The organism is Dyadobacter jiangsuensis, assembly GCF_003014695.1.
GTDB classification, from domain to species: Bacteria; Bacteroidota; Bacteroidia; order Cytophagales; family Spirosomataceae; genus Dyadobacter; species Dyadobacter jiangsuensis.
On the sequence record NZ_PYAS01000015.1, the window covers coordinates 41,221 to 65,517 of the forward strand.

Annotated in this window: 19 protein-coding genes; 12 read left to right on the forward strand and 7 right to left on the reverse strand. The window is 51.3% G+C overall.

Translation table 11 applies throughout. From position 1 onward, the window contains the following. Window positions 1-12 precede the first annotated feature (12 nt). The 3 genes from CLV60_RS26420 to CLV60_RS26430 all read right to left on the reverse strand — a co-directional run bounded on the left by CLV60_RS26420 (window position 13) and on the right by CLV60_RS26430 (window position 2,850). Window positions 13-1,194: a porin gene (locus CLV60_RS26420; RefSeq protein ID WP_106598407.1), complete on the reverse strand. Its 1,182-nt coding sequence runs from the start codon at window positions 1,192-1,194 to the stop codon at window positions 13-15. Window positions 1,195-1,222: 28 nt separating this feature from the next. Beyond that, the gene (locus tag CLV60_RS26425; protein WP_106598408.1) at window positions 1,223-2,110 is read right to left on the reverse strand and encodes a lysophospholipid acyltransferase family protein; all 888 of its coding nucleotides are present in this window, start codon (window positions 2,108-2,110) and stop codon (window positions 1,223-1,225) included. A gap of 107 nt (window positions 2,111-2,217) precedes the next feature. Next, complete coding sequence (locus CLV60_RS26430; protein ID WP_106598409.1) at window positions 2,218-2,850, reverse strand: COG3650 family protein; 633 nt, start codon at window positions 2,848-2,850, stop codon at window positions 2,218-2,220. Window positions 2,851-3,112: 262 nt separating this feature from the next. Between CLV60_RS26430 and CLV60_RS26435 the strand changes: the two genes are divergently transcribed. From CLV60_RS26435 to CLV60_RS26465, 7 genes are all read left to right on the forward strand, one after another. After that, window positions 3,113-4,207 carry a PCMD domain-containing protein gene (locus CLV60_RS26435; protein WP_106598410.1) on the forward strand — a complete coding sequence of 365 codons (1,095 nt, stop codon included), beginning with the start codon at window positions 3,113-3,115 and terminating at the stop codon, window positions 4,205-4,207. Window positions 4,208-4,217: 10 nt separating this feature from the next. Continuing rightward, window positions 4,218-4,970 (forward strand): porin family protein, encoded by a 753-nt coding sequence (locus CLV60_RS26440; RefSeq protein ID WP_106598411.1) that lies wholly within the window; start codon window positions 4,218-4,220, stop codon window positions 4,968-4,970. Window positions 4,971-5,022: 52 nt separating this feature from the next. Then, window positions 5,023-5,568 (forward strand): DUF4833 domain-containing protein, encoded by a 546-nt coding sequence (locus CLV60_RS26445; protein WP_146151595.1) that lies wholly within the window; start codon window positions 5,023-5,025, stop codon window positions 5,566-5,568. A 60-nt stretch (window positions 5,569-5,628) separates the two neighbouring features. Then, window positions 5,629-6,558 carry a hypothetical protein gene (locus CLV60_RS26450; RefSeq protein WP_146151596.1) on the forward strand — a complete coding sequence of 310 codons (930 nt, stop codon included), beginning with the start codon at window positions 5,629-5,631 and terminating at the stop codon, window positions 6,556-6,558. Window positions 6,559-6,560: 2 nt separating this feature from the next. After that, window positions 6,561-7,568 (forward strand): S41 family peptidase, encoded by a 1,008-nt coding sequence (locus tag CLV60_RS26455; RefSeq protein WP_106598414.1) that lies wholly within the window; start codon window positions 6,561-6,563, stop codon window positions 7,566-7,568. Window positions 7,569-7,630: 62 nt separating this feature from the next. After that, a complete protein-coding gene (locus tag CLV60_RS26460) occupies window positions 7,631-9,493 on the forward strand; it encodes a M61 family metallopeptidase (protein WP_106598415.1) in 1,863 nt (620 codons plus the stop codon). A gap of 27 nt (window positions 9,494-9,520) precedes the next feature. Then, complete coding sequence (locus CLV60_RS26465) at window positions 9,521-10,207, forward strand: hypothetical protein (RefSeq protein ID WP_106598416.1); 687 nt, start codon at window positions 9,521-9,523, stop codon at window positions 10,205-10,207. A gap of 54 nt (window positions 10,208-10,261) precedes the next feature. On the opposite strand, the gene CLV60_RS26470 is transcribed toward CLV60_RS26465, so the two are convergent. Together CLV60_RS26470 and CLV60_RS26475 are read right to left on the reverse strand one after the other, a co-directional pair. Continuing rightward, on the reverse strand, window positions 10,262-11,431 hold the full coding sequence (locus CLV60_RS26470; protein WP_106598417.1) for a mechanosensitive ion channel family protein: 1,170 nt from the start codon (window positions 11,429-11,431) through the stop codon (window positions 10,262-10,264). Next, on the reverse strand, window positions 11,389-12,765 hold the full coding sequence (locus tag CLV60_RS26475; protein ID WP_146151597.1) for a hypothetical protein: 1,377 nt from the start codon (window positions 12,763-12,765) through the stop codon (window positions 11,389-11,391). The genes CLV60_RS26470 and CLV60_RS26475 overlap by 43 nt, the downstream gene beginning before the upstream one ends. A gap of 288 nt (window positions 12,766-13,053) precedes the next feature. On the opposite strand from CLV60_RS26475, the gene CLV60_RS26480 reads away from it, so the two are divergent. The 5 genes from CLV60_RS26480 (at window position 13,054) to CLV60_RS26500 (ending at window position 22,571) form a co-directional block, all read left to right on the forward strand. Further along, window positions 13,054-13,785 carry a hypothetical protein gene (locus CLV60_RS26480; protein ID WP_106598419.1) on the forward strand — a complete coding sequence of 244 codons (732 nt, stop codon included), beginning with the start codon at window positions 13,054-13,056 and terminating at the stop codon, window positions 13,783-13,785. Between the two features lie 33 nt (window positions 13,786-13,818). Beyond that, window positions 13,819-14,661, forward strand: coding sequence for a hypothetical protein (locus CLV60_RS26485; protein ID WP_106598420.1), 843 nt, complete (start codon window positions 13,819-13,821; stop codon window positions 14,659-14,661). Window positions 14,662-14,678: 17 nt separating this feature from the next. Beyond that, complete coding sequence (locus CLV60_RS26490) at window positions 14,679-19,514, forward strand: translocation/assembly module TamB domain-containing protein (protein ID WP_106598421.1); 4,836 nt, start codon at window positions 14,679-14,681, stop codon at window positions 19,512-19,514. Beyond that, on the forward strand, window positions 19,511-21,775 hold the full coding sequence (tamL, locus tag CLV60_RS26495) for a translocation and assembly module lipoprotein TamL (RefSeq protein WP_106598422.1): 2,265 nt from the start codon (window positions 19,511-19,513) through the stop codon (window positions 21,773-21,775). The genes CLV60_RS26490 and tamL overlap by 4 nt, the downstream gene beginning before the upstream one ends. Window positions 21,776-21,998: 223 nt before the next feature. Beyond that, window positions 21,999-22,571 carry a helix-turn-helix domain-containing protein gene (locus tag CLV60_RS26500; protein ID WP_106598423.1) on the forward strand — a complete coding sequence of 191 codons (573 nt, stop codon included), beginning with the start codon at window positions 21,999-22,001 and terminating at the stop codon, window positions 22,569-22,571. Between the two features lie 25 nt (window positions 22,572-22,596). Here CLV60_RS26500 and CLV60_RS26505 read toward each other — a convergent pair whose 3' ends face one another. Next, complete coding sequence (locus tag CLV60_RS26505; protein ID WP_106598424.1) at window positions 22,597-23,286, reverse strand: phosphonatase-like hydrolase; 690 nt, start codon at window positions 23,284-23,286, stop codon at window positions 22,597-22,599. A gap of 39 nt (window positions 23,287-23,325) precedes the next feature. Continuing rightward, complete coding sequence (locus CLV60_RS26510; RefSeq protein ID WP_106598425.1) at window positions 23,326-24,297, reverse strand: metallophosphoesterase family protein; 972 nt, start codon at window positions 24,295-24,297, stop codon at window positions 23,326-23,328.

A 24,297-nucleotide genomic window follows, 5' to 3' on the forward strand; every position in this document is an offset into this window, starting at 1 on the left:
ATTATTGTTTGGTTATATCCTGATTTGCAGCTGTACGTAGGCCAGCTTGCGGGTGTAGGTCGTCGATAGCGGAATATCCTTTTTGTTCCAATCCATCGACACCCCCATTTGAATGGCGGCAAAAAAATCGTCGGCGAATATCAGCGAGACGTTCGGGATGAGCGTCTGGTGCGGGTTGCTGTCGCGGCGGTAAAGCTCGTTCAGGTATTCGTAACGGGCCGATAGCTCGATGGCCCTCACCCGCGGCTTTTTGTATTCGAACCGGAGGGTGGGAAAAAAGTAAAAGCCTTCCATCCGGTACTGGTCCAATCCCGGCTTGCCGGGGGCCACGTCCGCATTGTAGGCCGTGAAATTGGATCCGTTCTTGTATTCGGCCATGATCAGCAGCTTCCATTTTTTCGACAGATTAATGCGGGTCGTCGCATCGCCGCCCCAGCTGGATCCCGTGCCGCTTTCTCCCAAACTTCCGAAAGCGCCGTTTCCGGCGATCACCAGCTGTTTCAACGGCTGAAATTCCAGCCGCCCGTAAAAGTTCTTTTCGTTGTTGTCGTCGGTGAGCTGGTTCTTGTTATTGCCATTGTAAGCCCCTACAAAGTATCGGAGCTTGTCGTCTTTGGTGACACTTCCAAAAACCGACAGCCCGATCTGAAAGCTCTGCCAGCCGTTCCTGCCGAATGCATAATATTGGTTGGAGAAATCGAGCGTGCGCACGATGTCGACAGGCAAAGCATCTTCAATCCCGTAGAATGGCCTGAACTGCCCGCCCTGCACATTGAAATGTTTATTGAGGGTGTATTTGATATAGGCATTTTCAAGAACCTTTCCCGAGGTGTTGCTGCTATTGAAATCCGCAAAGTTTACCAGGACATTGGCCGAAAAGTGGTCGTTGATATTCGCTTTAAACATAACCCTGGCCCTTTTTACCATGAATGTGTTGGTAATGCCCTTGGTTTTGTCGGGATCAAAATGCTTTCCGTTGACGTCCACCTCGCCGGTCAGCGAAGCCACGTAACGCGTCTGCAGCACGCCCGCTATCGAGAACGACCGTTTGTAGGAAGAGAAGTTCTTCCCGATACTGTCGGGATGTGTTTCGGGGTGGGCGCTTTGCAGGGAGGTGACGTCGTGCTGCTGTGCCAGCGCCTTCGCACCAAGCATGAGTACGAAAATGAATAAGGGAGTAGATATTTTCAGCATGCGGTTGTAAATGAAGTGAGTAATACGATCAGCAGGAGAACGAGGGCTCAGCCTCCGGCTCCGGCAATGGTTTCCAACGCTTGTGCGACCAAAGCCAGTGAGCAGGAGATTTCAGAATATTTTCTTCCAAAATGCGGTAATAGGCCTCCGTAATTTCCATTGCCTGACAATGCTCAGCATCCTCGGTAACGACATGGAAAGTGTAATCGTAGTGGAACCGCGACTTTTTAATGCATTCCAGAAATAGAACCGCCGCACCGGATGCGAGTGCAAGCCGCTCAGCGCCCGTCTGCACGCGGGTGGACTGATCCAGGAACTGCACAGTCTGTTTGGCACTCCCTCCTGCCGGCCTCTGGTCTGCGATTACGACCACAATGCAGGGTTCATTCCTGTTTTTCAGCACAGACAAGGCATTCCGAAAAAAGTATTTCTTGGCAAATAAGGTAACTCCAAAGCTTGACCTTAATTTAAGAATGTAGCTATCGATCCATTGATTGGAAAGGGGTGTGTAAGCCGTATAACTTTTCACATTCAAAACTCTGGGAATATCGATCATATATTCCCAGTTACCGCAATGGGAGGCAAGCGTAACGATATTGCGGCCTCCCTGATAAAACCTCTCCAACAATCCGGCGTTCGTATAGTTGGCGAACTTCCTCCTTGTGGCGTCATTTACAAGAACAAACAGCAAAGACTCAACAACCAAATCGCCCATATGCCGGTAATATTCCTGCGCATAGTGCTCGATCTGCTCGCGGCTGCTGTCCGGAAATGACTTCGATAAATTCCCGATAACAACTTCATACCTGTATCGGAATATCCGGTAAACAAATACATAAATCAGAAATGACAGCCCTGACGCTATCGTCAGCAAGAGCCGGACATAGAAGTTATGGGACTCTGATTCTTTTTTCATAGCGTTGTTAGGGAGTAGAGTAGTTTGAAACGATCCCGACTGTCGATAATATCACCATGGCTGGTGTCAACAGCTTTGCGTCTCGAAAGTGGTACCTAGTTACGGGGCTAGAATGTATACCAGGGATATGGTTTGGTGGTAAATGCGAGTGCCAGGGGCAGCCCCTCGGGCAGCTTGCCAGTGAACTTCGGCGCCACCGACGGGTTGCGTGGATACCCCTTGCCATCGAACTGCAAAAGCCTGTCGGCACCTCCGCTGTACACAACCAGATCCTTCCAGCCTTTTGTTTTTTGGCCCAGAATCTTGAATGGAAAATCGACTACGGTAAAACGCGTAATCAGCTCGCCATTGGCCGACAATAGCAATGCCGTGCAGCCGCCCGATCCGCACCAGTTCATCCCGGTGAATCCCACCAGCAGTTCGCCCGCCCCGTCCTCGTTCAGATCTGTTTCATAATACACAAAGCGGCGCGCAGACGAGTCGGCTCCGACGAGTTCCTGCTTCAACACACCGGGCAGGACTTTCCGCAGCTTTTCCGCCACGGCGGCGTCATCGGTATGCGCCTCATAGCCGTCGGCTGGAATGGTATCGGTCGGATCGGGATCCGGGTCTGCTGCTACCGCCGTACTATCGGGCTGCTGTTCCTTGGCGTCGCTTTCCCGAGCCTCATTGCTGCGCTGCTTGCAGCCTGCCGCGAAAAAACTCAACAGCGTCACGGAAAGAAGGATTTTTCGAAGCATAGAAGGTTGAGGTTATCTGGTGTTCAAACAATACAGACCGCGTCCGGGCCAAAGCTAATATTTGTACTTTTCCAATAATATGACGTTCGTCATATTCTATTATATCTCCTAAAACAGCTAAACAATCAGCACACTTTTTCAAATATTACAAATTATTTCTATAAATTTAATTTATGACAGTTAAAAAATTGTTTAGTATTGCATAAACATCACTCGTCCACGGCCTCCGCTCCTCATCCGTATTCATCAAAAACAGCTTTCCATGAAAAATACAATTGCGGCAGCAACCCTTCTGTTGATTTTCTGGCTTGCGGGATGCATCCGACCCGAAGCGGAAAATATGGAGGCCGACATTCTCGAGGTCAAACTCCCGGATTCCATTCTCATCGCCCCGCCCGTGCTCTCCAATACGACGGTACGCGCGTTCGTCAAGTATGAAAAAATGAATATCAAGGCGTTTGCACTCGAATTTGTGCTTACTCCTGGCGCTACGATATCGCCCCAATCTGGCGTCGCACAGGACTTTTCCAGCCCTGTAACCTACACGGTACGGTCTGCGGATGGGAACTGGACGAAGCAATACAGGGTAAGCCTGCTTCAAAACACGGTTTCGGGTACCTTTTTCTTTGAGAACTGGGCGCTCACTCCGGAGGCCAACTATGGCACGCCCTATGAAATCGAATTCGGTGAGCAGCAAAATGTATGGGCGTCCGGCAACAGCGGTTTTTCGCTGGTAACCCCGGAAAAAGCGCCCGAGGCTTACCCCACCCGACAGTTCACCGAAGCCATTGAAGGCAAATATTCTGCATTGCTGGAAACCAAGTCCACAGGCACCCTGGGCGCTATGTTCAATATGCCTATCGCGGCGGGAAACTTGTTTCTGGGCAGTTTCGATGGTTCGAAATCATTTACCGCACCGCTGGAAGCCACCGTCTTCGGCATTCCGTTCAACAAAAAGCCCGTTCGTTTTACAGGCCAATACAAATATGTTTCGGGAGGGCCGGTCAAGGATAAGAACCAGCAGCCGGTATCCCCCGAGCGGCTCGACGAATGCGATATCTATGCTGTCATTTTCAAAGGATCTGCGGGCCAACCCTACCTGAATGGCACCAATGTGCTCACAGATCCGTCGGTGGTGGCGGTAGCCCAGCTAGCAAACGGGCGTTCAACTGCCGGCAGCGGCTTTGTAGCTTTCGACATCCCGTTTCAGTACCGGGCCGAAATCGACCCGACGGACCTGGCCGCCTATGCTTACAAGCTGACCGTCGTCTTTTCGTCCAGCAAGAACGGTGCGGTTTTCGAAGGCGCCGTAGGCAGTAAGTTGCTGGTTGACAATGTCAAAATCTTAACCGAATAAGCCGACGACTATGAAACTACCATACGCTATCTTAGTTGCTGGCCTGATCTTCCTGAATTCCTATGCACACGCACAGGATCAGAAGAAGCTCGATTTCAACGTCAGGGCGGGCTTCTCTATTGGCGGCGCATCGCCGGTGGGCTTCCCCGAATCGATCCGTAAAATCAGGAAATACAACCCAGGGCTGCTATTGAGCCTCGAAGCGGGGGCGGAATACCATTTTTCCAAACCATGGGCCCTTGCATCGGCCGTCAGGTTCGAACAGAAGGGAATGACCACCGAAGCACAGGTGAAGGGTTACTATACCACTTTCAATGCCGGCGACCGGAGCGGGGATCAAAGCGTTACCGGCTACTACACCGGCAACGTCGAGACAACAGTCAGGAACAGCTACATCACAGTACCTGTGCATCTTATTTACAACTTCAATTCGCCGTTATCAGTAAGAGTGGGCGGGTTCGCCTCGTGGATACTGGAAAAGAAGTTTACCGGATTTGCCCGGGACGGCTATATCCGCGATAAGACTCCAGTGGGCGAAAAAGAAGAAATCAGCGAAGCCGCCTACGATTTCAGCGACCAGATCCGCCCCTTCAATGCCGGAATCGAATTAGGTGCGGGCTACAAGATCCGTTCTCACCTGACCGCTTCCGTGAATTTCAGCTGGGGATTAACCCCTTTGATGAAGAGCGACTTCCAAAGCATTGATTTCAAGATGTATAACCTCTTCGCAAACGTGGGATTGGTCTACCATTTCCGGCGATAGTACCCGGCGGAGCCGGCAGATATTTACTTCACCAACTAACCCCCTAACACCTTTGACCAGACTCTACCTACTTCTGTTGGCAGTTGCGGGCATGTGTGTGACTGCATTTGCCCAAAAAGCACCGCTGACGGATCGCTCACTACCGATACCCGATGTGCCGGGCCTGCTATTTTACATCCAGCGCGATCCCGATGTAAACACGGTCGTTTACACGCTCAACACCGACGAATCCGGGAAAATCGACCCCAAGGATCCTATCCGTATTTTCTGGGTAAAGTATACCGAGGGAGGCGTACATAAACCGCTGAACCTGATTCAGAAAGACCTTGCTTACGGGTTGCACATCAAGCCGAGCGGGGCGGACCAGTTCGAGGTCAAGGCGGTTGCCTACCCGAAATTGGATATGCGGCTGCAAAGGGGTCTGGATAGCAAGTATCACGTAAGGGTTGCATTGAACAATCGCAAATGCAATCTCAAACGAATTTTCATCCGAATCGTCGGTGGTAGCCATCTGCACCCCGATGTAGCCTACCTGGAATTCCATGGAACCGAAGTCGGCACAGGAAAAGAAGTGATGCAGCGCATTTTCCCTGATTAGCATTAATACCCTGAAAACAAGCTAATTAATCCTCATTCAAACCAAATCCAACAAACGCTTATGCTAGTAGAACATCGACAATCCAATATCGGGCCACGCATGTTGGCTCCCGGAAAGGCCGGGAGGCACCTGCTGCGGCAGATCGCGCGCGGCATGTTCGCTGCCCTATCCCTTTCGTTAGCCGCGGGACCGGGCATTGCACTTGCGCAAGACTCCGCAGAACCCTCTTTTCTAGGCAATTCGAAATATGTTGAAGTATCGCTAGGGACAGGATTGGGCAGGTTGCGCGATTTTGCCACTTCACCACTTTTTTACGAAGGCTCCGTGAGCCGGATCGGGGCATCACTTTCCAGACTAGGCCCATCCCGTGACATCTCCACCGGCTTTGCATTGACCAGAGGCACCTTAAAAAGCGATTATAACGATCACGAAGCGGCGGGTACAATCACAACAATCTCCATACATCACGCCCGGCTCTATCAGATCTTTAAAAACGGTTCGGAGCGATGGAACTTCAAAGTGGGCGGCGAGGCCAACCTCACGGGTAACTTGCGCATCAATCAGGCATTCAGGAACAGTGCCGTCGGCATCGAAGCGTTTCCCATTCTGTTCGGCACATTCAAAGCCACTAAGGACCTGACCAGGGCAACCGGTCGCCGCGGGAAGGAACCTAAGAAAAAAAGCCTCTCATTGAAGATCAATGCCAGTATTATCGGCGGCTCATTCCGAAACGGCTACTCCTACCTCGGCATTGGACAGGTGGTAGATAAGGAGGGACTCGGAGGCCTGCTGGATGATTACCGATTCAAAGCTTTCGGGGTTAATGCACTGAGCACCACCCTGGATTACACCTTGTGGCTGAAAAATAAAAATGGATGGCGGTTCTCTTATGGCTGGGACGCCTACAAGACGCGAAAGGATTTCGCCGATTTCGAAATGGCTAGCCATACGCTCCGCGTAGCCTTGCTTTTCAACACTAAAAACAACTGATCATGAAACGAAATACACTTCTACTGACCATACTTAGCATATTTCTCTTCTCAGGCTGCGAATCTGTGTTTTTCGACAAGGAAATGGAGTCGAAAGACCCCATGAAAAACTTCGAGTACCTGTGGAATCAATGCAATGAGAAATACGCGTATTTCGAGCTTAAAGGCATTAACTGGGACGAAGTGAAGACGCGGTATTCAGCCAAAATCTACCAGGGAATGTCAGAAGACTCACTATTTAAAGTACTGGGATACATGCTGAATGAGCTGCGCGACGACCATACCAACCTGGTTTCGAACTTCAACATCTCCGATTACAAGGTGTTCCGGGACGGAAAGGACAATTTTGACTGGCGGTTTGTGCAGGACAACTACCTTCCCCGGAATTACTACATTTCCGGCCCATTCTCGCACGATTTCATCGCCAATGGTCAAATAGGCTATGTGCGGTTTCCTGCATTCACCGGAACCGTCGACAAGAAAAACCTCGATTTTGTCCTGAACCGCTACAAAGACACCAAGGGCCTGATACTTGACCTGCGTGAGAATGGCGGAGGCGCCGTTACGGACGTATTTGAGCTGCTAAGCCGCTTTGTCGACCAGAAAACCCTCGTGTACTACGTGCGCGTCAAAAACGGGCCGGGCCGCAACGATTTTTCCGAACCGGAGCCTGCCTACGTAGAACCTTATGACGGTGTCCGTTACACCAAGAAGATTGCGGTGCTCATTGACCGTGGTACGTTCAGCGCCGCATCCTTTACCTCATTGGCTACCAAGGCATTGGATAATGTAGTACTCATTGGCGATACGACCGGCGGAGGCCTGGGCCTACCCAACGGCGGGCAGCTACCCAACGGATGGACCTACCGTTTCTCCATTTCACAGGCATTGACACTCGATAAAAACAATGCCTACGAAGCGGGCGTACCGGCCGATATCCCGGCGTCCTTTGACTGGAACAACAAAACCAAGGACACCATCATCGAACGTGCTATTCAGGAATTGTTATGACTGGATCAATCCCGGCTGGGAACTAGCTCCCAGCCGGATATGAATCTATTGATGAAATAGTTATGAAAACCTCCCCGCTCATTCCGCTCCTCTTCCTCCTGGGGCTGGGTGCCTGCTCCGTCAGCAAAACCTCCAGTGGGGGCTCTAAGAACACAATACAGGTATCCATCGACCTTCAAAACGTGGATGCCGACCGGGTGCGGGTTAAAGTAGTGCCGCCCCGCCAGAAATCCGGCACGGTAGCCTACCGTTTCCCCAAAATCATCCCCGGCACCTACGCCATTGCCGATTACGGCCGGTATGTCGATGATATCAAGGCATTTAATAAGGATGGAAGTGAGCTTAAAACGAGCAGGCCGGATTCTAACACGGTGGTTATCGAGAATGCCCGGCAACTTGCCTATCTCTCCTATCTGGTCAACGATACCTTTGATAATGAAGAAGATAGCGATCCATTCTCAGAAAAAAGCAAAACCATTTTCTCCCCCGCCGGGACCAATATCGATGCAGGAAAATACTTTCTGCTGAATATGGCCGGCTTTGTGGGCTATTTCACAGACCAGCTCGAAAAGCCCTACCGCATTACCATTGCGCATCCGGAAGCACTGTACGGCACAACGGCTATGGTGGACCGCGACGACGCTGCCAGGACCGACGTTTTCAATCTCTCCCGGTATCCCGAAGTGGTGGACCACCCCGTCATGTACGCGCCTGCAGACACGGCCGCATTCCGCGTGAACGATATGCAGGTACTCCTGGGCGTGTATTCGCGTCGCGGGAAGACGCACGCGAGCGACCTCCGGCCGGATCTTGAAAAGATGATAAGGGCCCAAAAACGGTTCCTCGGGCCTATTAATGATACGCAAAAATATGCGGTACTGGCCTACATTTCGTCGGGCGCGGATGACGACGCCAAAGGCATTGGAGCACTGGAACATAACACTTCCACTTCCGCCGTTTTTCGGGAGCCGATGAAAAGCAAGGACCTGATCCATGTCATCAGTCACGAGTTTTTTCATACCATAGCCCCATTGAAGGTGCATTCAAAGGAAATCCAGTATTTCGATTTCAATAACCCCAAAATGAGTCAGCATTTGTGGTTTTACGAGGGCGTTACCGAGTATTTCTCTAACCTTTTCCAGGTAAATCAGGGGCTGATCGACGATCATGCATTTTACGACCTGATGGCGCAGAAAATGGAAGCTTCCCGTAATTACAACGATAAACTTTCCTTCACTGAAATGAGTCGTAACATCCTGGATTCGAAGATGAAGGCTCAATATCCGAATGTCTATCAAAAGGGTGCGCTCATCGCCATGTGTCTCGATATCGTGATCCGCGAGCAGACCCAAGGCCAGCGTGGATTGCTCTGGCTGATGGGCGAGCTTTCCAAAAAATATGGGGCCGACAAGCCATTCGACGACGCCGAACTGATCCCGACTATCACGCAAATCGCAGGAGATGAGGCGGGTAAATTTCTCGTCAGCCATGTCCAGAATGGTGAGCGCATCGTTTATGCGGATTTCCTGGCCAAAGTCGGGCTCAAAAAACAGGTTGTTCCGTTTCCGGAACCTATTGTGTTTGTAACACAGGACGTAGCCTACATTAAAACCGATTCATCCAACACCCAAGTCATGGCGTCCGTACCCGACGACGCCAACCAATTCTACCAGAACCTGGGCATCAAAGACAACGACATATTCCTGGAATTCAATGGAATACCAGTCAACCCCAAGGACGCCAACTCGATCATTTATCTGGGATATGACCTCGACGAAGGCAGCCCTATTACCGTGAAAGTGAACCGGGCGGGTCAGGATATGGAGTTGAAGGGGACCGTAAAACTGAACTATGACGACGCAGACAGCTTTCGCTTCGGCGACACTGGTAAAAAAGACCTGAACGAGGCATGGCTTAAAAAGTAATATCAACATTTTCAACCTCTTAAAACGATGAAAAGAATCCTGACACTGGCATTGGCACTGTTTATCGGACAACACGCCGTTGCACAGAAAGAAGCGGTAGTGAGTGCATTAGCCAAATACAAACTCGACGAGGGCATTCTGGATGAAAAACTGAGGACGAAACCGACAGACTATTCTTACGATATAAAGGAAACTGTTGCTACTGAGGGCGTTGAAAAAATAATTCTGGGGCATTATGACGCTTCCAAACCGGAGGAAGACCGCTGGACCGTGATCTCTTCGGACGACCAGGACCCTACCACCACGGAGATCAAACGCTTTAAAAAGGAGCACGGGAAAGCGCCCTACCCACCCGCGAAGATCGATGAAAGCTCCTATAAAGTAGAGAAAGACGATGCAGGCATTCTCGTGGTCAGTTTCAAACTCGACCCTGCTTCACTGGTGCCGGATAACGCCTTCATCAAGGACTGCCGGAGCTACCTTACCATAGACACTAATACCGGAAAAATAACTAAGGCAGAGTCTGTTAACGAAAAACCATTAAAGGTCAAGACTTTCAACGTACCTGTCTTGAACACCTATTCCGAGTTAACCTGGAACGAGGCGGAAAAGAAGTATTTCCCTAAAAAGGACAACATCAGCATGACCATCAAACTGCTTGGCCAGGAGGTAGCTACGACCACCATTATGGAGTATTCGAATTTTAAAAAGTAAACGCTTAAAACGCCGCCTGACGCCATGTAACAATCGCCTCACCTGATGGCGGGGCTATTTTTTATCTTCCGCACGAGGCGCCATGGTAACGGTAACGTCCTGATGCTGAAAAGGAATAACGATGTTATGCTGGCGAAAAAGCGAATCGATCCGGTTCAATACCTGATCCAGAACCACCGCGGATTGATCCATATTCCGGACCCAGAAACTCACCTCGAAATCGATAGAATACGCTGCAAACTCTTTCGCGACCACGGTTGGCTGCGGGCGCGATGCAATCCCATCGTTACCGGTAACAGACTCTAAAAGAAGCTGTTTCGCAGTCGGCAAATCCGTACCATAGGCCACCCCCACTTTAAGTACCTGCCGCCGTTTGCTCTTACCCATCGTCCAGTTGATCAAATGCTGGCTGAGCAAATCTCCGTTCGGCACGATCATGCAAGCCCCATCCGAAAGCGATATCACACTGCTCCTGAACCCCACCGACTTCATGGTGCCGAACTTGCCATTCACCTCTACCTGGTCGCCGACGCTGACGGGCCGCTCGAATGCGATGATGAGACCGCTTACCAGATTACTCACCAGGCTCTGCAATCCAAGACCAATCCCCACGCCCAATGCGCCGATGATAATTGTCAACCGATCCAGCGCGATTCCGGAAGCAGCAAATGCGAGCAATACCCCCGCCGTGATAATGATGATCCGAATGAGTAACAACCAGTTAGCCGCAATGGAAGCGGCCGTTCCAGCCTGCCCCTGAACACCCGGTTCGGTGGCAAAAAACGAAACGATCCGGGATAACAGCACGGATGAGCCGCCGATGCCTACAAACAACAATAAGTCGCGGATTGTAAAATCATAGTCCCCGATGCTTCTCGTTTCGTTGATATAAAAATTAAAAGGGCTAATGACCTGCCTGAATTCGAAGTAGTTACGACCTACCAGAATAATCCAGCCCAGGCAGAGCAGCACGTACAGGAATGTGGGAGCGCGGTTGCCCAGCTTGTCGAAATTGACATAGAACAACTTCTTGTCAGGACTTTTGTAAACCGAATTGGCCAGCCTCAGCGCTTCGTCGATCATCCTCACCGCCCACAAAAACAGAATAGCAATAACCAGGCCTACATAACCTCCCACCATCAGTGTTTTGGACAGGTTATACCTACCTATCATATTGAATATCAATGCAAAAAAATTCGGATACAACAAAAAAACGGATGGCATAGATCACATAGCTTTCTCTTAATGTCCGCAGCTGCCCCCCCCCGCAGGACATTCAAAGCATAAAGCATACCTGAGCCGGAAAAGAGGCACATTAGCCAACGCTCAGCGGTTGAGGCTTGCAAGAGCATATTGTCCAGACAGACAACCAGGAACAGCCCTGTGATCGTCAACCAGAACCTGAGCCAGTAGCCGCTGACGTATCCTTTGAAAATGACTGTAAGGCTTACGATCGACGCCAGCCAAAGAAAGACGTTGATAATGAAAGGCGGATCCGAGAATATGAACTGAAACAGGCAGGTTACGATCAGTACCGAAGCCGGAAGCGGCCTTGCAAGTACCCGGGTATTGTCGGGCGGGCCGTCCTGCGGGCGACTTTCACTGTAACGCGCTCGCAGAGAATAGAGAAACACCGTGCTGACCAGCAGCGCCGCCAACAAAACCAGAAACCTTCCCGCATAGTTGGCCACATAAAATTGAAGCACCATCGACTCCTTGGCATATGAAAAACGGGCTGTTTCCATGAAAGTCGCCAGGGTAGCGTGTTGCCATAAATCAGGCAATTCCCTCGCAAACAATCTCCCGGAAAGCTGTTGCTTATCTTTCTCTAGTCCTTCCAGAGCCAGATCGAGCTCGAAAACGAGCGGATCCAGCTGGGATTGCATGACCTGCAAATCCGAAATGGCCCTGTCGATCAGTGAATCTGCGGGCTTGATGGATAAATTGGAGATCGTCAATTTCCGGATATACCTCATGACTGTCGCCGAATCCGTTGACAACGTGTACAGTAGCGAATCGGTAGACAGGGAATCGAGGCGGTAGCGATGTCCTACCATCCGCTGCGCCATTCTGTCGATCCGGGCTTTCCGTTCCCGCATATCGCGAAGCAGCTGGGTGATAATCGCGGATGATACGGTCAAGTTGCGGTGCGTGGGAATTTCGCCTTTTTCTACCGAAATGCCTTTCCGGACCACTTCGTATGAGCTCTTGGCTCTGGCAATTTCCCCTGAAACCGAGCTGGTATCCAATTCACTCTTCATGAACAATTTGGCCGCCTGAATCTCCCTTTCCAAGAGATCCAGCGTCCGCTGTTGGCCAAAGGCCACAGTTTCATCCTGGTATTTCTGCCTGCTTTTTTTCGCTACACCCCGGATCGCCTGCTGCGCACGAGCGGAAAATTCGGATCGTTGGCTCGTCACCGAATCGGGCGGGGATTGCCCGAACACCGCACAGCTCACAAGAAGCAACATGCCAATCGTTACGCCCGCCAGGTTTGAATGGATACTGCAATGAAAAACGGCACGCCTGACCAGGCCCGGATTGGATCTTTTGTTCATGAAAGGTGAATGAAAACCTTGCTGGCTACTTATTAGAACAAGATTAGAATGAGATTAGAAAAATACAATACACATGATTATTCAAAGCAAATCGAAGTGACTGCATATTTGCCGATAAGTATATTATATTGATCATAGCGGTTAATAATTTATGAATAATTATTGTAATAAGCAATTGTAAGTTAATTCTACAAATTCTTGTCCAACACAAAGAAAAAGAAAAATTGTATTTTTTGTTGTTTTATCCCCTACACTTGTTAATTTCGAATCAAAGCCATCCGCCATTCTATGAAGAGAATACTCTACCTGCTCTCGGTTGCCCTGGCCTGCTGGCAATGCGCGCAAAAGGCCAGCACCAGCACGGCCGGGTTCCGCGCCAACCCGCTTGCCGACAGTGTTCATGTTTACACCTTGCAGCCCGACGAGTCGGTCCCGGAAAAATCGGAGTTCGTGCGGGACATTGTAATGGGTGCGTCGCTGTTTTCAAACAACTGCGGTTACAAGAACCTGATGAACTACGCGCGTTTTCAGGCGAAGCAATCCGGTGCAAACGTGATCCATTTTACGGAAATCAAAAGGCCTGCGCTCGGCAATGGCTGCTATCATATTTCCGCCAGGCTTTACAAAAACGACGACGCGGCCCAGCTGGGAAAACTGGCAGGCGCGCAGGAACTGGCCAATCAGAGCAGGCTTCCGAAAGACGCCGATTACGCGATCGTATATTTCTATCGTCCCAAAGATTTTGAAGGTGCGGCGATAGGCTATAATATCAAAATGGACGATCAGGGAACGATCGGCAGGGCCTCCAACGGCCACCAGTTCCAGTACAAGATCACCAGCTTTGGCAAACACCGCTTCTTCGGCAAAACCAAAAAACAGGACTCGGTGACGCTCGACATTCAAAAGGGCCAGGAATACTTCGTCCGTTGCGGCGTGACCAAGGGCAACAGCATTTCTCTGCCCGACATGTATGTCATCGAAAACTATGTGGGTATCCGCGAACTGGCGGAAATGCAGTAAAATCACAAACTACTCAACCTCAATTCAAGACCAATGAAACAACTATTTGCTTTCCTCATCCTGATCGTCCTGTCGATCACTTCGCAGGCACAGAACGCCACAAAAAATGACGTTGTACTTCAACTGAACGGCGACGAACTAACAGGTAAAGTGACAGAGATCACCGACGATGCTGTCAAGTTCATGTATGCCGGCGAAAATTTGAGCTACACGATCAAAAAAGCCGATATCCTGAAAATCACGTACGCCAGCGGACGCGTTGAAGTATTCAACAAGCCTCAGCTCAGTGCTTCATCACAAAAAAGCAGCCCGGCATCGGGCCAGGCAGACAATGGCGCCTTGTCTGACCATCATAACAGGATAGCCATCCTGCCATTCGGATTTGTAAGGGAAGGACAAAAAGCGGCGGATGAAATGAGCAATGTGGTGCAGAACTATTGCTTCACCTTCCTGAGCAAGCATGCGGGCGTTCTGCAGGTAATGGACACGCGGACCACCAATGCAAGACTCATCAAAGCCGGTGTGACCCGGGAGAATATCGAAGGTTTTACGATGGACGATATATGTAATATTCTGGGCGTTGAATTCGTCGTGGACGGGACCGTTGTACTCACCAAAGTGGCACAGCAGACATTGGCGAATGCCTCTTACAGCGATAAAAGCAAAAACAACCGCACGGATTCCAAGAGCTCAGGTTACAGCTCCGCGAATACCTACAACTACGAAAACTACGAGACGACCATCAATGTGGACGTTTACAACGACAAGGGCAACAACATGTTCAGCCAGTCGCGCAAATCGTTCTTTAAAACACAGGACGCTTACCAGAATGCGCTGGAATATGTTTTGAAAAGATCCCCTTTGTATAGCAAATAACAGCTGGCCTGACCCGGATGGCGAAATTGCGGTCTGTCATAAAGTCGGTCATCAAAAGGCTCCTGCTACCAACAGGTATCGCGATCGGACTCGCGGCCCTGCCCGTAGCGGGAGCCCTGACGTTTCTATTAACGCCCCGCGGTAACGAATGGCTGCGGGCCCACCTTGAGAGCTACCTTTCCAGGAAACTGCATACAACTGTCATTATCGGCCGGATTCACCTGCGAAACCCTTACCACCTTGCCATTTCGGATTTCAGCCTGCTCGACCAGACCGGCAGGATTCTGGTTTCCTTTAAAACGCTGTCCATTGAACTGCAATGGGCTTATTGGTGGAAATCGGAACGTACATTTCTCGATGATCTGCGTATTGAACGCCTTACGGGAACCATAGAGCGGGAGTCGGAAGAGCAGCATTTCAATTACCAGTTTCTCCTGGATGCCCTCAATGGCTCCGAAAAAGGTACAAACACCTCCGACCCGGATCTTGAATGGCTGATTCCCAGACTGGTAGATATTCGCAGCCTCGCTCTAACCTACCGCGACGCACCCGCAAGGGACAGCGCTGCCGTTTCATTTGCTGCACTGAAAACGTCCATACTTTGGAGTCACAGCGGGCTGCTGACCATCCGCGATCTGCTGCTATCCAATGCCCTCTTTCATCGATCCGACGAAGCTAAACAACTGGCTGTTCATACCAGCGTTGCACGTGTTCACGCCAGGAATGGGGCTTTCCGATTTCAGCATAATGAATTTCATATCGGACGTTTAGTCATTAACGATCATTTCACAACGCTTCGCTCGGGTACGCATGAAGAGCAGGGCCAGGATACGGATCGCGCTGTGCCATTCAGGCTTGATATCGACACTTTGCTCGTCAGTAAGAACCGCTTTTCCATTGATTTAAAACACATCAAAAAGACCTCGCGCAAGGAATTTGACGCTTTTCACAATGACTTTCAAAACATCGGGATAACTGCCAGCGGCATTCATTACCGCGCTGGTGCATTAGCCGGCCGGCTGGCACAGTTGACGTTCGTCGATGCACAAAAATTCCGGCTCTATTCACTCGGAACAACTTTCCAGATCGATGATAAGGCTGCCCGTCTCGACGAGCTGAACCTGCTTTCCGAGCGCAATGCCATTCGGGGCCGGATCGCCTGGTATTACCCGTCTATCGAAAAAGCGCTGTCAGAACCCGGCAGGACGCGGTTTACCGCGGCTATCAAATCCAGTAGGCTGAACCTCAAAGAAGTGGCCTATTTCCTGCCGGTTTTGCTTCGTTACCACGACATTTATCCGCTATACAAGCAAAACATCCGGATTAATGCCGAAATCGATGGCTCCCCGCGAAACATACGGCTCGGGCGATTTGACATTTCAACGGCACATAACCTGGCGATGGGTAGCGGTGAAATACATATTCCCCGGCAAGGCGACACCTGGCTGCTGCTCGACGTCCGGAAAGGTTTGTCAGGCAAAAAAGGCCTGCTCGATGTCGTATCAAAGTCGGTACTGTCTGCCGCATTACTGGAAAGCCTGCCGGAAAAAGTTCGGCTGAACGGCAAGCTGCGGATCACGGCCAACGCACTCCGGGGCTCGATCGCACTCGCCTCGAACCTCGGGACAATCCGACTCAAAGGATCACTGAATAACTTTGACGATCTGGACAGGATTCGCTACAATCTGGCATTCGACGGACGGCGGTTTGACCTTGGCAAAGTTTTAAAAGACACGCTGTGGGGACCGGTAACAGCCCGCGGTCATGTGCAGGGAACGGGACTACGCGATGCAAACCAAATCGCTTTGAGATCCACGGGATATTCCGAACAGTTACGGGTGGCCGGCAGGTCCTTTCAGGCCGTTTTGTTCGAAGCGCAGTTGGCCGACGGGTGGCTGAAAGGAAACCTGGCATCCTCCCATCCGGACCTGAACTTTGAACTGTCCCCTACACTATTTCTGAGCCACCCCGACAGCCTGGCAAGCATTTACGGCTGGGTAAACCATGCTGATCTGCACAAGCTGGGGTTATTGAAAGACAGTCTCTCCGTCGGTGGATGGATTTCGGCGGAGATCGACAGGCTTTCGCCGGATACACTGATCGGCAATCTGAAAATTTCCTCCGCGCATGCCCGCTACAAGGGAAAGGATATTGACCTGAACGAACTGACGCTCAACGCCGCGCATCCTGGCGACCAGCAGGTATTGCGGCTGCATTCGGCCTTGGCGGATATCGACCTTTCGGGGCAGTTTACCCTCGACAAGATCCCCGCATTGGGGACCGGGCTCTTGCGTTCACTTACAGCTAATGCCGACTTCCCTGCTGCCGATGGAGTAGCTTCCTTTCAGATGCAGGGCCATGTACATTTGCCGCCGGAGGTACTGGCGCTCACACCCGGTGTCTCCCGTTTGGCGCCATTCAGCTTTACCTCCGCCTACGCGCAAAACCCGGGGATTTTTGAAGTACAAACAACCATTGACAGCCTCACAGTCGACGGCATCGAAGTAGATTCCGGCTTTGTGCATGTGCGGGCACGGAGAAACGACGTGACCTCCTCACCGGACACCGACTACCTGATAGGCGCCAAAAAGATCAGCGGCAATTCCGTAGCACTCCCGCACACGCAGGTCAGCGGACGCGTACGCGCAGGCCTGCACACGGGAGAGCTGCTATCGTCAGAAAATTCGCCCGGAAGCCTGCTCAGAATCCCATTTCAATACAATGGCCTGCAACAAAACCCATTCATAATCCTGGGCGACTCCCTGTATTTGAAAGAAGAGCTCTGGAAAGTGAACCGTGACAATGCGATCTACCCTTTTGCACCGCATCTGGCGGGGTCGAAACTGGCATTAGCGAACGGCGTCAGGTCCGCAGCGTTTACGGCATCGGGCCCGGAAACGCAGGGCCTCCCCTACCAATTGCAGCTGTCCGACATTAGCTTGGGCCCTTTATTTGCATTGATGAAGGCAGACTCCACTCTGCTTACCGGCTCGGTGAGTGGAACCGCTTCGGTAAATCAGTTGGAACCTCTGGCTATTACGGCACGCGCGCATGTCGATGACCTGAAACTGAAAGGTGCGCCGCTGGGAAAACTGGAAGCGGAGATCAAAAGTGAATCGGCCGAACGCTACACGGTTGCCATGGACATCCGAAACGACCGGCCTGTCCTAAACGCAAATGGGACGTACGAACCCAGGACGGGCACCGGCAATGTAGCTATCGACATTCGTTCCTTCCCGATTGCCCCTCTCAGCACATTGCTGGGAAGTGCCGTCGACTCCCTGCAAGGCGCATTCAGCGGGCACCTGGTCGTCAAATCGGATACAAATCGAATTGCGGTTAACGGCCTGGTGAAAATTGACTCGTCGGCGTTCGACATCCGGGAAACCGGCAGCCGCATTCAGGTCGTTGCCGGTGGGTTTGCATTTGCCGGTGAGCAGGTCAACCTGGAACCCCTTCAACTCCGGGATGGTGCGGGCGGCCAGGCTACCATAACCGGCTCGGTGAACGTCCCCACCGACCACAGAAGCATCCATTACAAGCTGAAAATGGACGCCAAACGTTTTAAGACAATTGGCGAGTTACGCCGTCGCGAGCAGCTGGTGTATGGAAACGGCAAAACGGACGCCACGCTGGAACTATCCGGGAATCTGGATCAATACAAGCTGACGGGCCAGGTTTCGCTCAACGACAGCTCGCAGATATTTTATCGCAGCGCCGCCATTTCCCGACCCGATTTCGGCGAAGGGCTACTCGAATTTACGATCCCAAACCAGAGGCGCCAACAAGCAACTCCCGCGACGGGCTCGATGAGCCGACTGGTCAATACCAACATCTCGGTCCCTTCCAATGCCACACTCACCCTGCTTCTGGACGAGTACCGGGGCGAGAAAGCAGTAGTGCAGGGCAAGTCGAACCTCAATTATTCACAACATGCAGGCGGCGAAATGCAGCTGAACGGGAAATATGAAGTTACGTCCGGTACCTATACATTCAGCGTCGGCAACAACATCCGAAAGGAATTCAACCTGGAAAATGGCGGCACGATTCAGTGGATGGGAAATATTTACGAACCCCTATGCGATCTGACTGCCGTTTATAAAGTCAACACTTCGGCCGGTGTACTCATGCAGGGGACCGACGCCGACGCAGAAGCCGGGCGGCGGAAGTTTGATTTTTTGGTTAAACTGAAACTGAAAGGAAACCTGGCCAAACCCGATATCACCTTCGAAATCGGCATGAACGAAACCGACCAGGACGCATTCGACGGTGCCGTGTATTCGAAGATCCGGCAGATCAACAACTCGCAGTCCGATGCTACCAAACAGGTAATGAGCCTGCTTGTGCTCAACTCGTTCGTAGGCGACAGCCCGTTCGGCAGCCTGAGCCAATTCAGCAGTACGGCCATGGAAGCGGGCGCCTACAACACCATCGGCAACCTGCTGACGCGGCAGCTTAACAATATGCTTGCGGGAATGGTCAAAGCCGTAGATATTACGCTGGGTGTGAACTGGTCTGAATCTGTCGATGGAGGGCGCTCGTCCACACGTTCGGATATCAAGCTTGGTCTCGGAAAGTCGCTGTTCAACCACCGGTTAAATCTCTATGTCGGCAATAATTTCGGCGTAGAAACACTGTCCGGCAACAATTCGGGCATTTCCGGGCTGGCTAACGACGTGTCGGTCGAGTATTTGCTCGACCCGGAAGGCAAATACCGGATCAAGGGTTACCATGTCCGTGACAACGAACTTACGCTCCATGGGGAGCATATGGAGACCGGCGTCAGGTTCACCGTCACGTGGGAATTTAATCAACCCGAGGCAAAACGGGCGCATCAAAAAACTGCCCGATGAAGCATTCGCTACGCCTCGCCTTTTTCCTGTTATGGAGCATACTCCTTGCCGGATGCCGCCTCACCCGCCACGTTCCCGAAAACGACTATCTGTATGACGGCAACCGGTTTTCAACTACCGACAGCATCGACACCGGTGTGTTGAGAGACGCAGAAAAGAAGGTATTGGCGAAGCAAAACGCCCGTTTCATCGGAATACCTTATAAATTAATTATTTACAACACCCTTCATAAACCTGGAAAAACGAAAGACGGTTGGCTGCAAAAGCTGGGAGAACCACCGGTACTGCTCAGCCAGATCGACACGCTGGCGATGATGATGCGGCTTCGGCAGCAGCTATTTGCCGCGGGCTATTTCAAGTCGGAACTACACGCAGCCCCCGAAAAGACGGAAAAAAAAGCGCAAATCCACTATACCATTCGCCCCGGTAAACGCTACCGGCTCGGGCAAGTGGTTTATCCGCCAGACTCTGCGGGCATTCTACATGAAATCCGGGCGGCGGCGGACAGTTCGCTGCTGAAACCGGGTGATTTTCTCAGGCTGGACGTGCTCGCCCGCGAGCGCGAGCGCATAAACGAGCATCTGAAAAACGAAGGATACTTTCTGTTCAATCCGGAGCAGCTGGCATTTCGTGCCGACACACTTGACGGCTACCGCAATGACCTGCATTTGTTCCTGAAAAACACTTCTGCGCCGAATACCCTTAAAACCTGGAAGATCGGGCGGATCGTCGTGCATAACAACGACCCGGTGACCGGCGATTCTACCAGCCACGGTATCCGCCTCGGAGAAAAATCTGACACGAAAAACGCATTGCCCAAAGCTGCCGGGTACCGGAGCGCGCTGTACCGCAATGCCCTGCTTTTGAAGGAGGGAGATCTTTACAGCAAGCAGAAGCATTACCTGAGCATTCAACGGCTGCTGAACCTGGAAACATTTCAGTTTGTCAAATTCTCATTTACCCAGCATCCCGGCGACTCGGCAAACCTGCTTACAACACATCTGTATGTAACTCCTACCAAGCGTTACAGGATGAAGTTCGAAGTGTCTGCGGGCGCAAAAGGCAACAATTACCTGGGCTCGAAACTATCGTCGAGCCTGTTGAACAGCAACGTGTTCGGGGGCGCGGAGAAACTGCAATTGCAAATTCAGGGCGGCGGGGATGTGCAGTTCGGCGGGAACCGGCTGGGTGCAAATTCATTCAATTTCGGGGGCAATCTCAGCCTTGCACTTCCCCGGCTGCTTCCCCGTTTTCACATCGACGGCGGACTGAACCCTACCTTGCCCGAAACCAAAATCAGCATCAGTACCAATTATATTAAAGTCCCGAAACTGTTTTCGGTGGTACTCACCGGGCTATCACTCGATTACCTGTTCCGGTCCAACCGCAAAGCGGAACACAATCTTACGCCGCTGGATGTCGGAACATTCAAGTTGCGGAGCGCCTCGCCGCTGTTCGATTCGGCTCTCGTGCTCGTGCCTACTTTGCGACAGACTTTCCGTTCACAGCTTCTCGTAGGAAGTGCCTACCGGCTCTGGGTGAATGCGCCGTTCGCACCGGGCTACTGGTTTCAAGGCGGCGGAGGCATCAAAGTGAAAGCAAGCGGGAATCTCCTCGGGCTTGTCCTGCAAAACAAACCCGGCCCCGACGGCGGCAAACAACTCGCGGGATTGCCCATTGCACAGTTCATCAAAATGGAAGGAGAACTCAGGGGGTACGTCAAAGCAAATGCATCCAATACCCTCGCGCTGCGGACGCTGCTGGGCGTGGGCGTCGCTTATGGCAACTCTTCATCGCTTCCCTATACCGAACAATTCTTCATCGGCGGCAGCAACAGCCTCCGCGCATTCAGGGCGGGTACCCTGGGGCCCGGCAGTTACCATAGCACCGAAAAAGTACTCAGCAACATCGAATACGGCGATTTCAAAATCGAAATGAATGCGGAATGGCGGCATTCGGTCAGCTCGACCGTAAAACTCGCGACGTTTGTGGAGGCTGGAAACGTCTGGCTGCGTCGCAAAGACCCTGCCAAGCCCGGGGCGGATCTGAGTTATTTTCTGTCCGAGCTGGCAGTTGGAACGGGCCTGGGATTAAGACTCGATTTCTCCCTGCTCGTTCTGCGCTTCGATCTCGGCATTCCCCTCAGAAAGCCGTGGTATGAAAAGGGCAACAGATGGGTCATCGATGAGTTTGCGCTCACCAGCCGAACCTGGCGGCGCCAGAACCTTGTCCTGAACATTGGTGTAGGTTATCCGTTCTGAAATTTCCACTCTTAAACCTGTACCGAAGGTTAAACAAAACCTTAACCAGGGTAATCAATTATTCACTTTTGATAAACAAATGTATTATATGAGTAAATAAGCACTGCTGTTTTTTACTCTTTATAAAAAATGTTTAGAACAGCTAAATATTTTGTTTAACGTGTAGTAAAATTTTAGCCTTTCTGTAACCTTTCGAGTCGCTGATTTTATCAATCTTTGCATTATGGAAGGATTTTTTATTTTGGAAGTCGGCCGCCGGATCAAAGAAAAGCGGCTCGACAAGCGTATGACTTTGCAGGAACTTGGCGACAAATCCGGCGTCAGCAAGGGCCTGGTTTCTCAGATCGAAAACGGAAGGACGATCCCTTCGTTACCGGTAATGCTGGCTATCATACAATCCCTTGAAATTGAAGTCAGCGAATTTTTTCAGGGACTGAGCCTGCTGGAACCGACCATTCTTGTGAACCGCAAGGCGGATTACACCCCGTTTGAAAAAGAGGACGCGAAGGGATTCAGTTACAAGCGAATGATGATGCGTAACCTGCCGGCCAGCACCATCGACTTTGCGATACTGGAACTTTCCATCGACTCGCACCGGGAGGAAGTGACCACGGACGCTTACGAATTTATATATGTCATGAAAGGGACCACCGAGTACCGCGTAAATGGCCAGACGCTGGTACTGGAAGAAGGCGACTCGATATTCTTCGATGGCCGTCTTCCGCATGTCCCTAAAAACATCTCTTCATCCGCCTGTACACTGCTCGTTCTGTATTTTTTTGATCAAAATTCCTGAGGCAGCCGGTATGAGATCCCTCCCCCTATACCATTGAATCAGCCCTGCTTTCGACAATGGGAATCAACTCCAACAGATTGTCGATGATAAAATCGGGGCTTGCCTCCCTGAGCTGAGCTTCGGTATGTGCGCCGGTCGTAACGCCTATGCTGAAACGGCAACCCGCATTACGGCCTTCTTCAATATCGACCTTCGAGTCACCTACTTTCAATACCTCCGATACGTTGTCGATACCCAGCTTTTTTTGAGCCCAGAAAATCATATCCGGGTCGGGACGGTTGCGCTCCACCTCCGATGCCGTTACAAGGCAATCGAAATGCACGCCTTCCTCCCAGCCTATTTTTTGCACGAGGTCTTCGGCGGTCTCCCGGTTGTAGCCCGTGTTCAGCACGACCGCGACGCCCTTCGCTTTCAACGCGGCAAACACTTTGCTTGCATTGGGCTGTTCCGTCACTTCCAGCCCCTTATAGGCTTCTTCCAGCATTACCAGGAAGCGTTCAAATATTTCTTCGGCCAATGTACTATCCAGGATCCCTCTAAGCCCGAGCACACTTTTAATCGCATGCAACTTTTCCTTGCCTGCGCCTTGCGCGAGTATTTCGTCAAATGTAAAATCAAAGCCCCGCTCGTTGACGGCGCGCATGAGCGTTTTGTAAACGACATTATCCTCATCGACAGTCGTACCCGCCATGTCGAAAACGGCCATTTTAATCATCTTTCTCTTGTTTTGTGTTGGTAAAATTCTTGAACGACGCTAAGCCTTGACCGGCCTGAAACGCCTGGTGGAAATGAATGGCACCACCGGATAAACGCTCTCCTCCTCGGTGAGCCTGACTTGCGAAGGCGTCGCATCCATGAAACCCGATTGCTTACCCGCTACTTCCGCGCTGCCGTCCGCATAAATCGTAACCAACGCCCAAATCGGCTCTTTATACCGCAGCATCGAACGCAGATGTGGATATTTCTTCAACAGGCTTTCGTCATAGGATGTCTTGTTTCGGCTTTCTCCGGCCCAGAAGTAGGACATACTGTTGATCTGAACATAATGGATTCCGTTGATGAGATTATGGTAATCCTGGTGGTGGTGACCACTGAAAACCATGCGCACTTTCGTGAATCCCGCCTGCTCATTCGCTTTTTCAAAAATACGTCTGACCGCCGCAGCCTCCTCGATTCCGCCGAGGTCGTTATCAATTCCCTGGTGACAAAAGATGATGGTAGGGAGTTTGGTCCCCGCCAGGTCTTCCGCAAGCCATTTCCTTTGCTCCTGCCCAATGTACCTGGGATAACCTTTTGAAGCATTGTTGGGGTTCTTCTCGTTGCCATTCAACACCACAAAATGGTAGCCGCCAGCGTCATATGCATAATGCGTGCCCTTCGCCTGCCAGAAATCCACTACCTGGCGGTGGTTAAAACCGCCATCCGTCTCATGGTTGCCGATCACGTGGTATTTAGGCCCCGAAAATCGATCCCAAATAGCCATCAATGGCCGGTTGCTTTCTTTTGGCATGCAAAAATCACCCATTTGGATGATAAAATCAGGTTTCTGATCATTCATGGTTTCAATGAAAGCCGACAACCGCTGCTCACCATCGGGCACGAGGTCATTGTGCAGGTCTGCACAAATTCCAAAGCGGATCCGTTTTCCGGGTTTTAGTGAAACATCCCAATCAGGGAGTGCCAGCGGCGAAATGGTCGCTGCTCGAAGAAATAGTCTGCGTTTCAT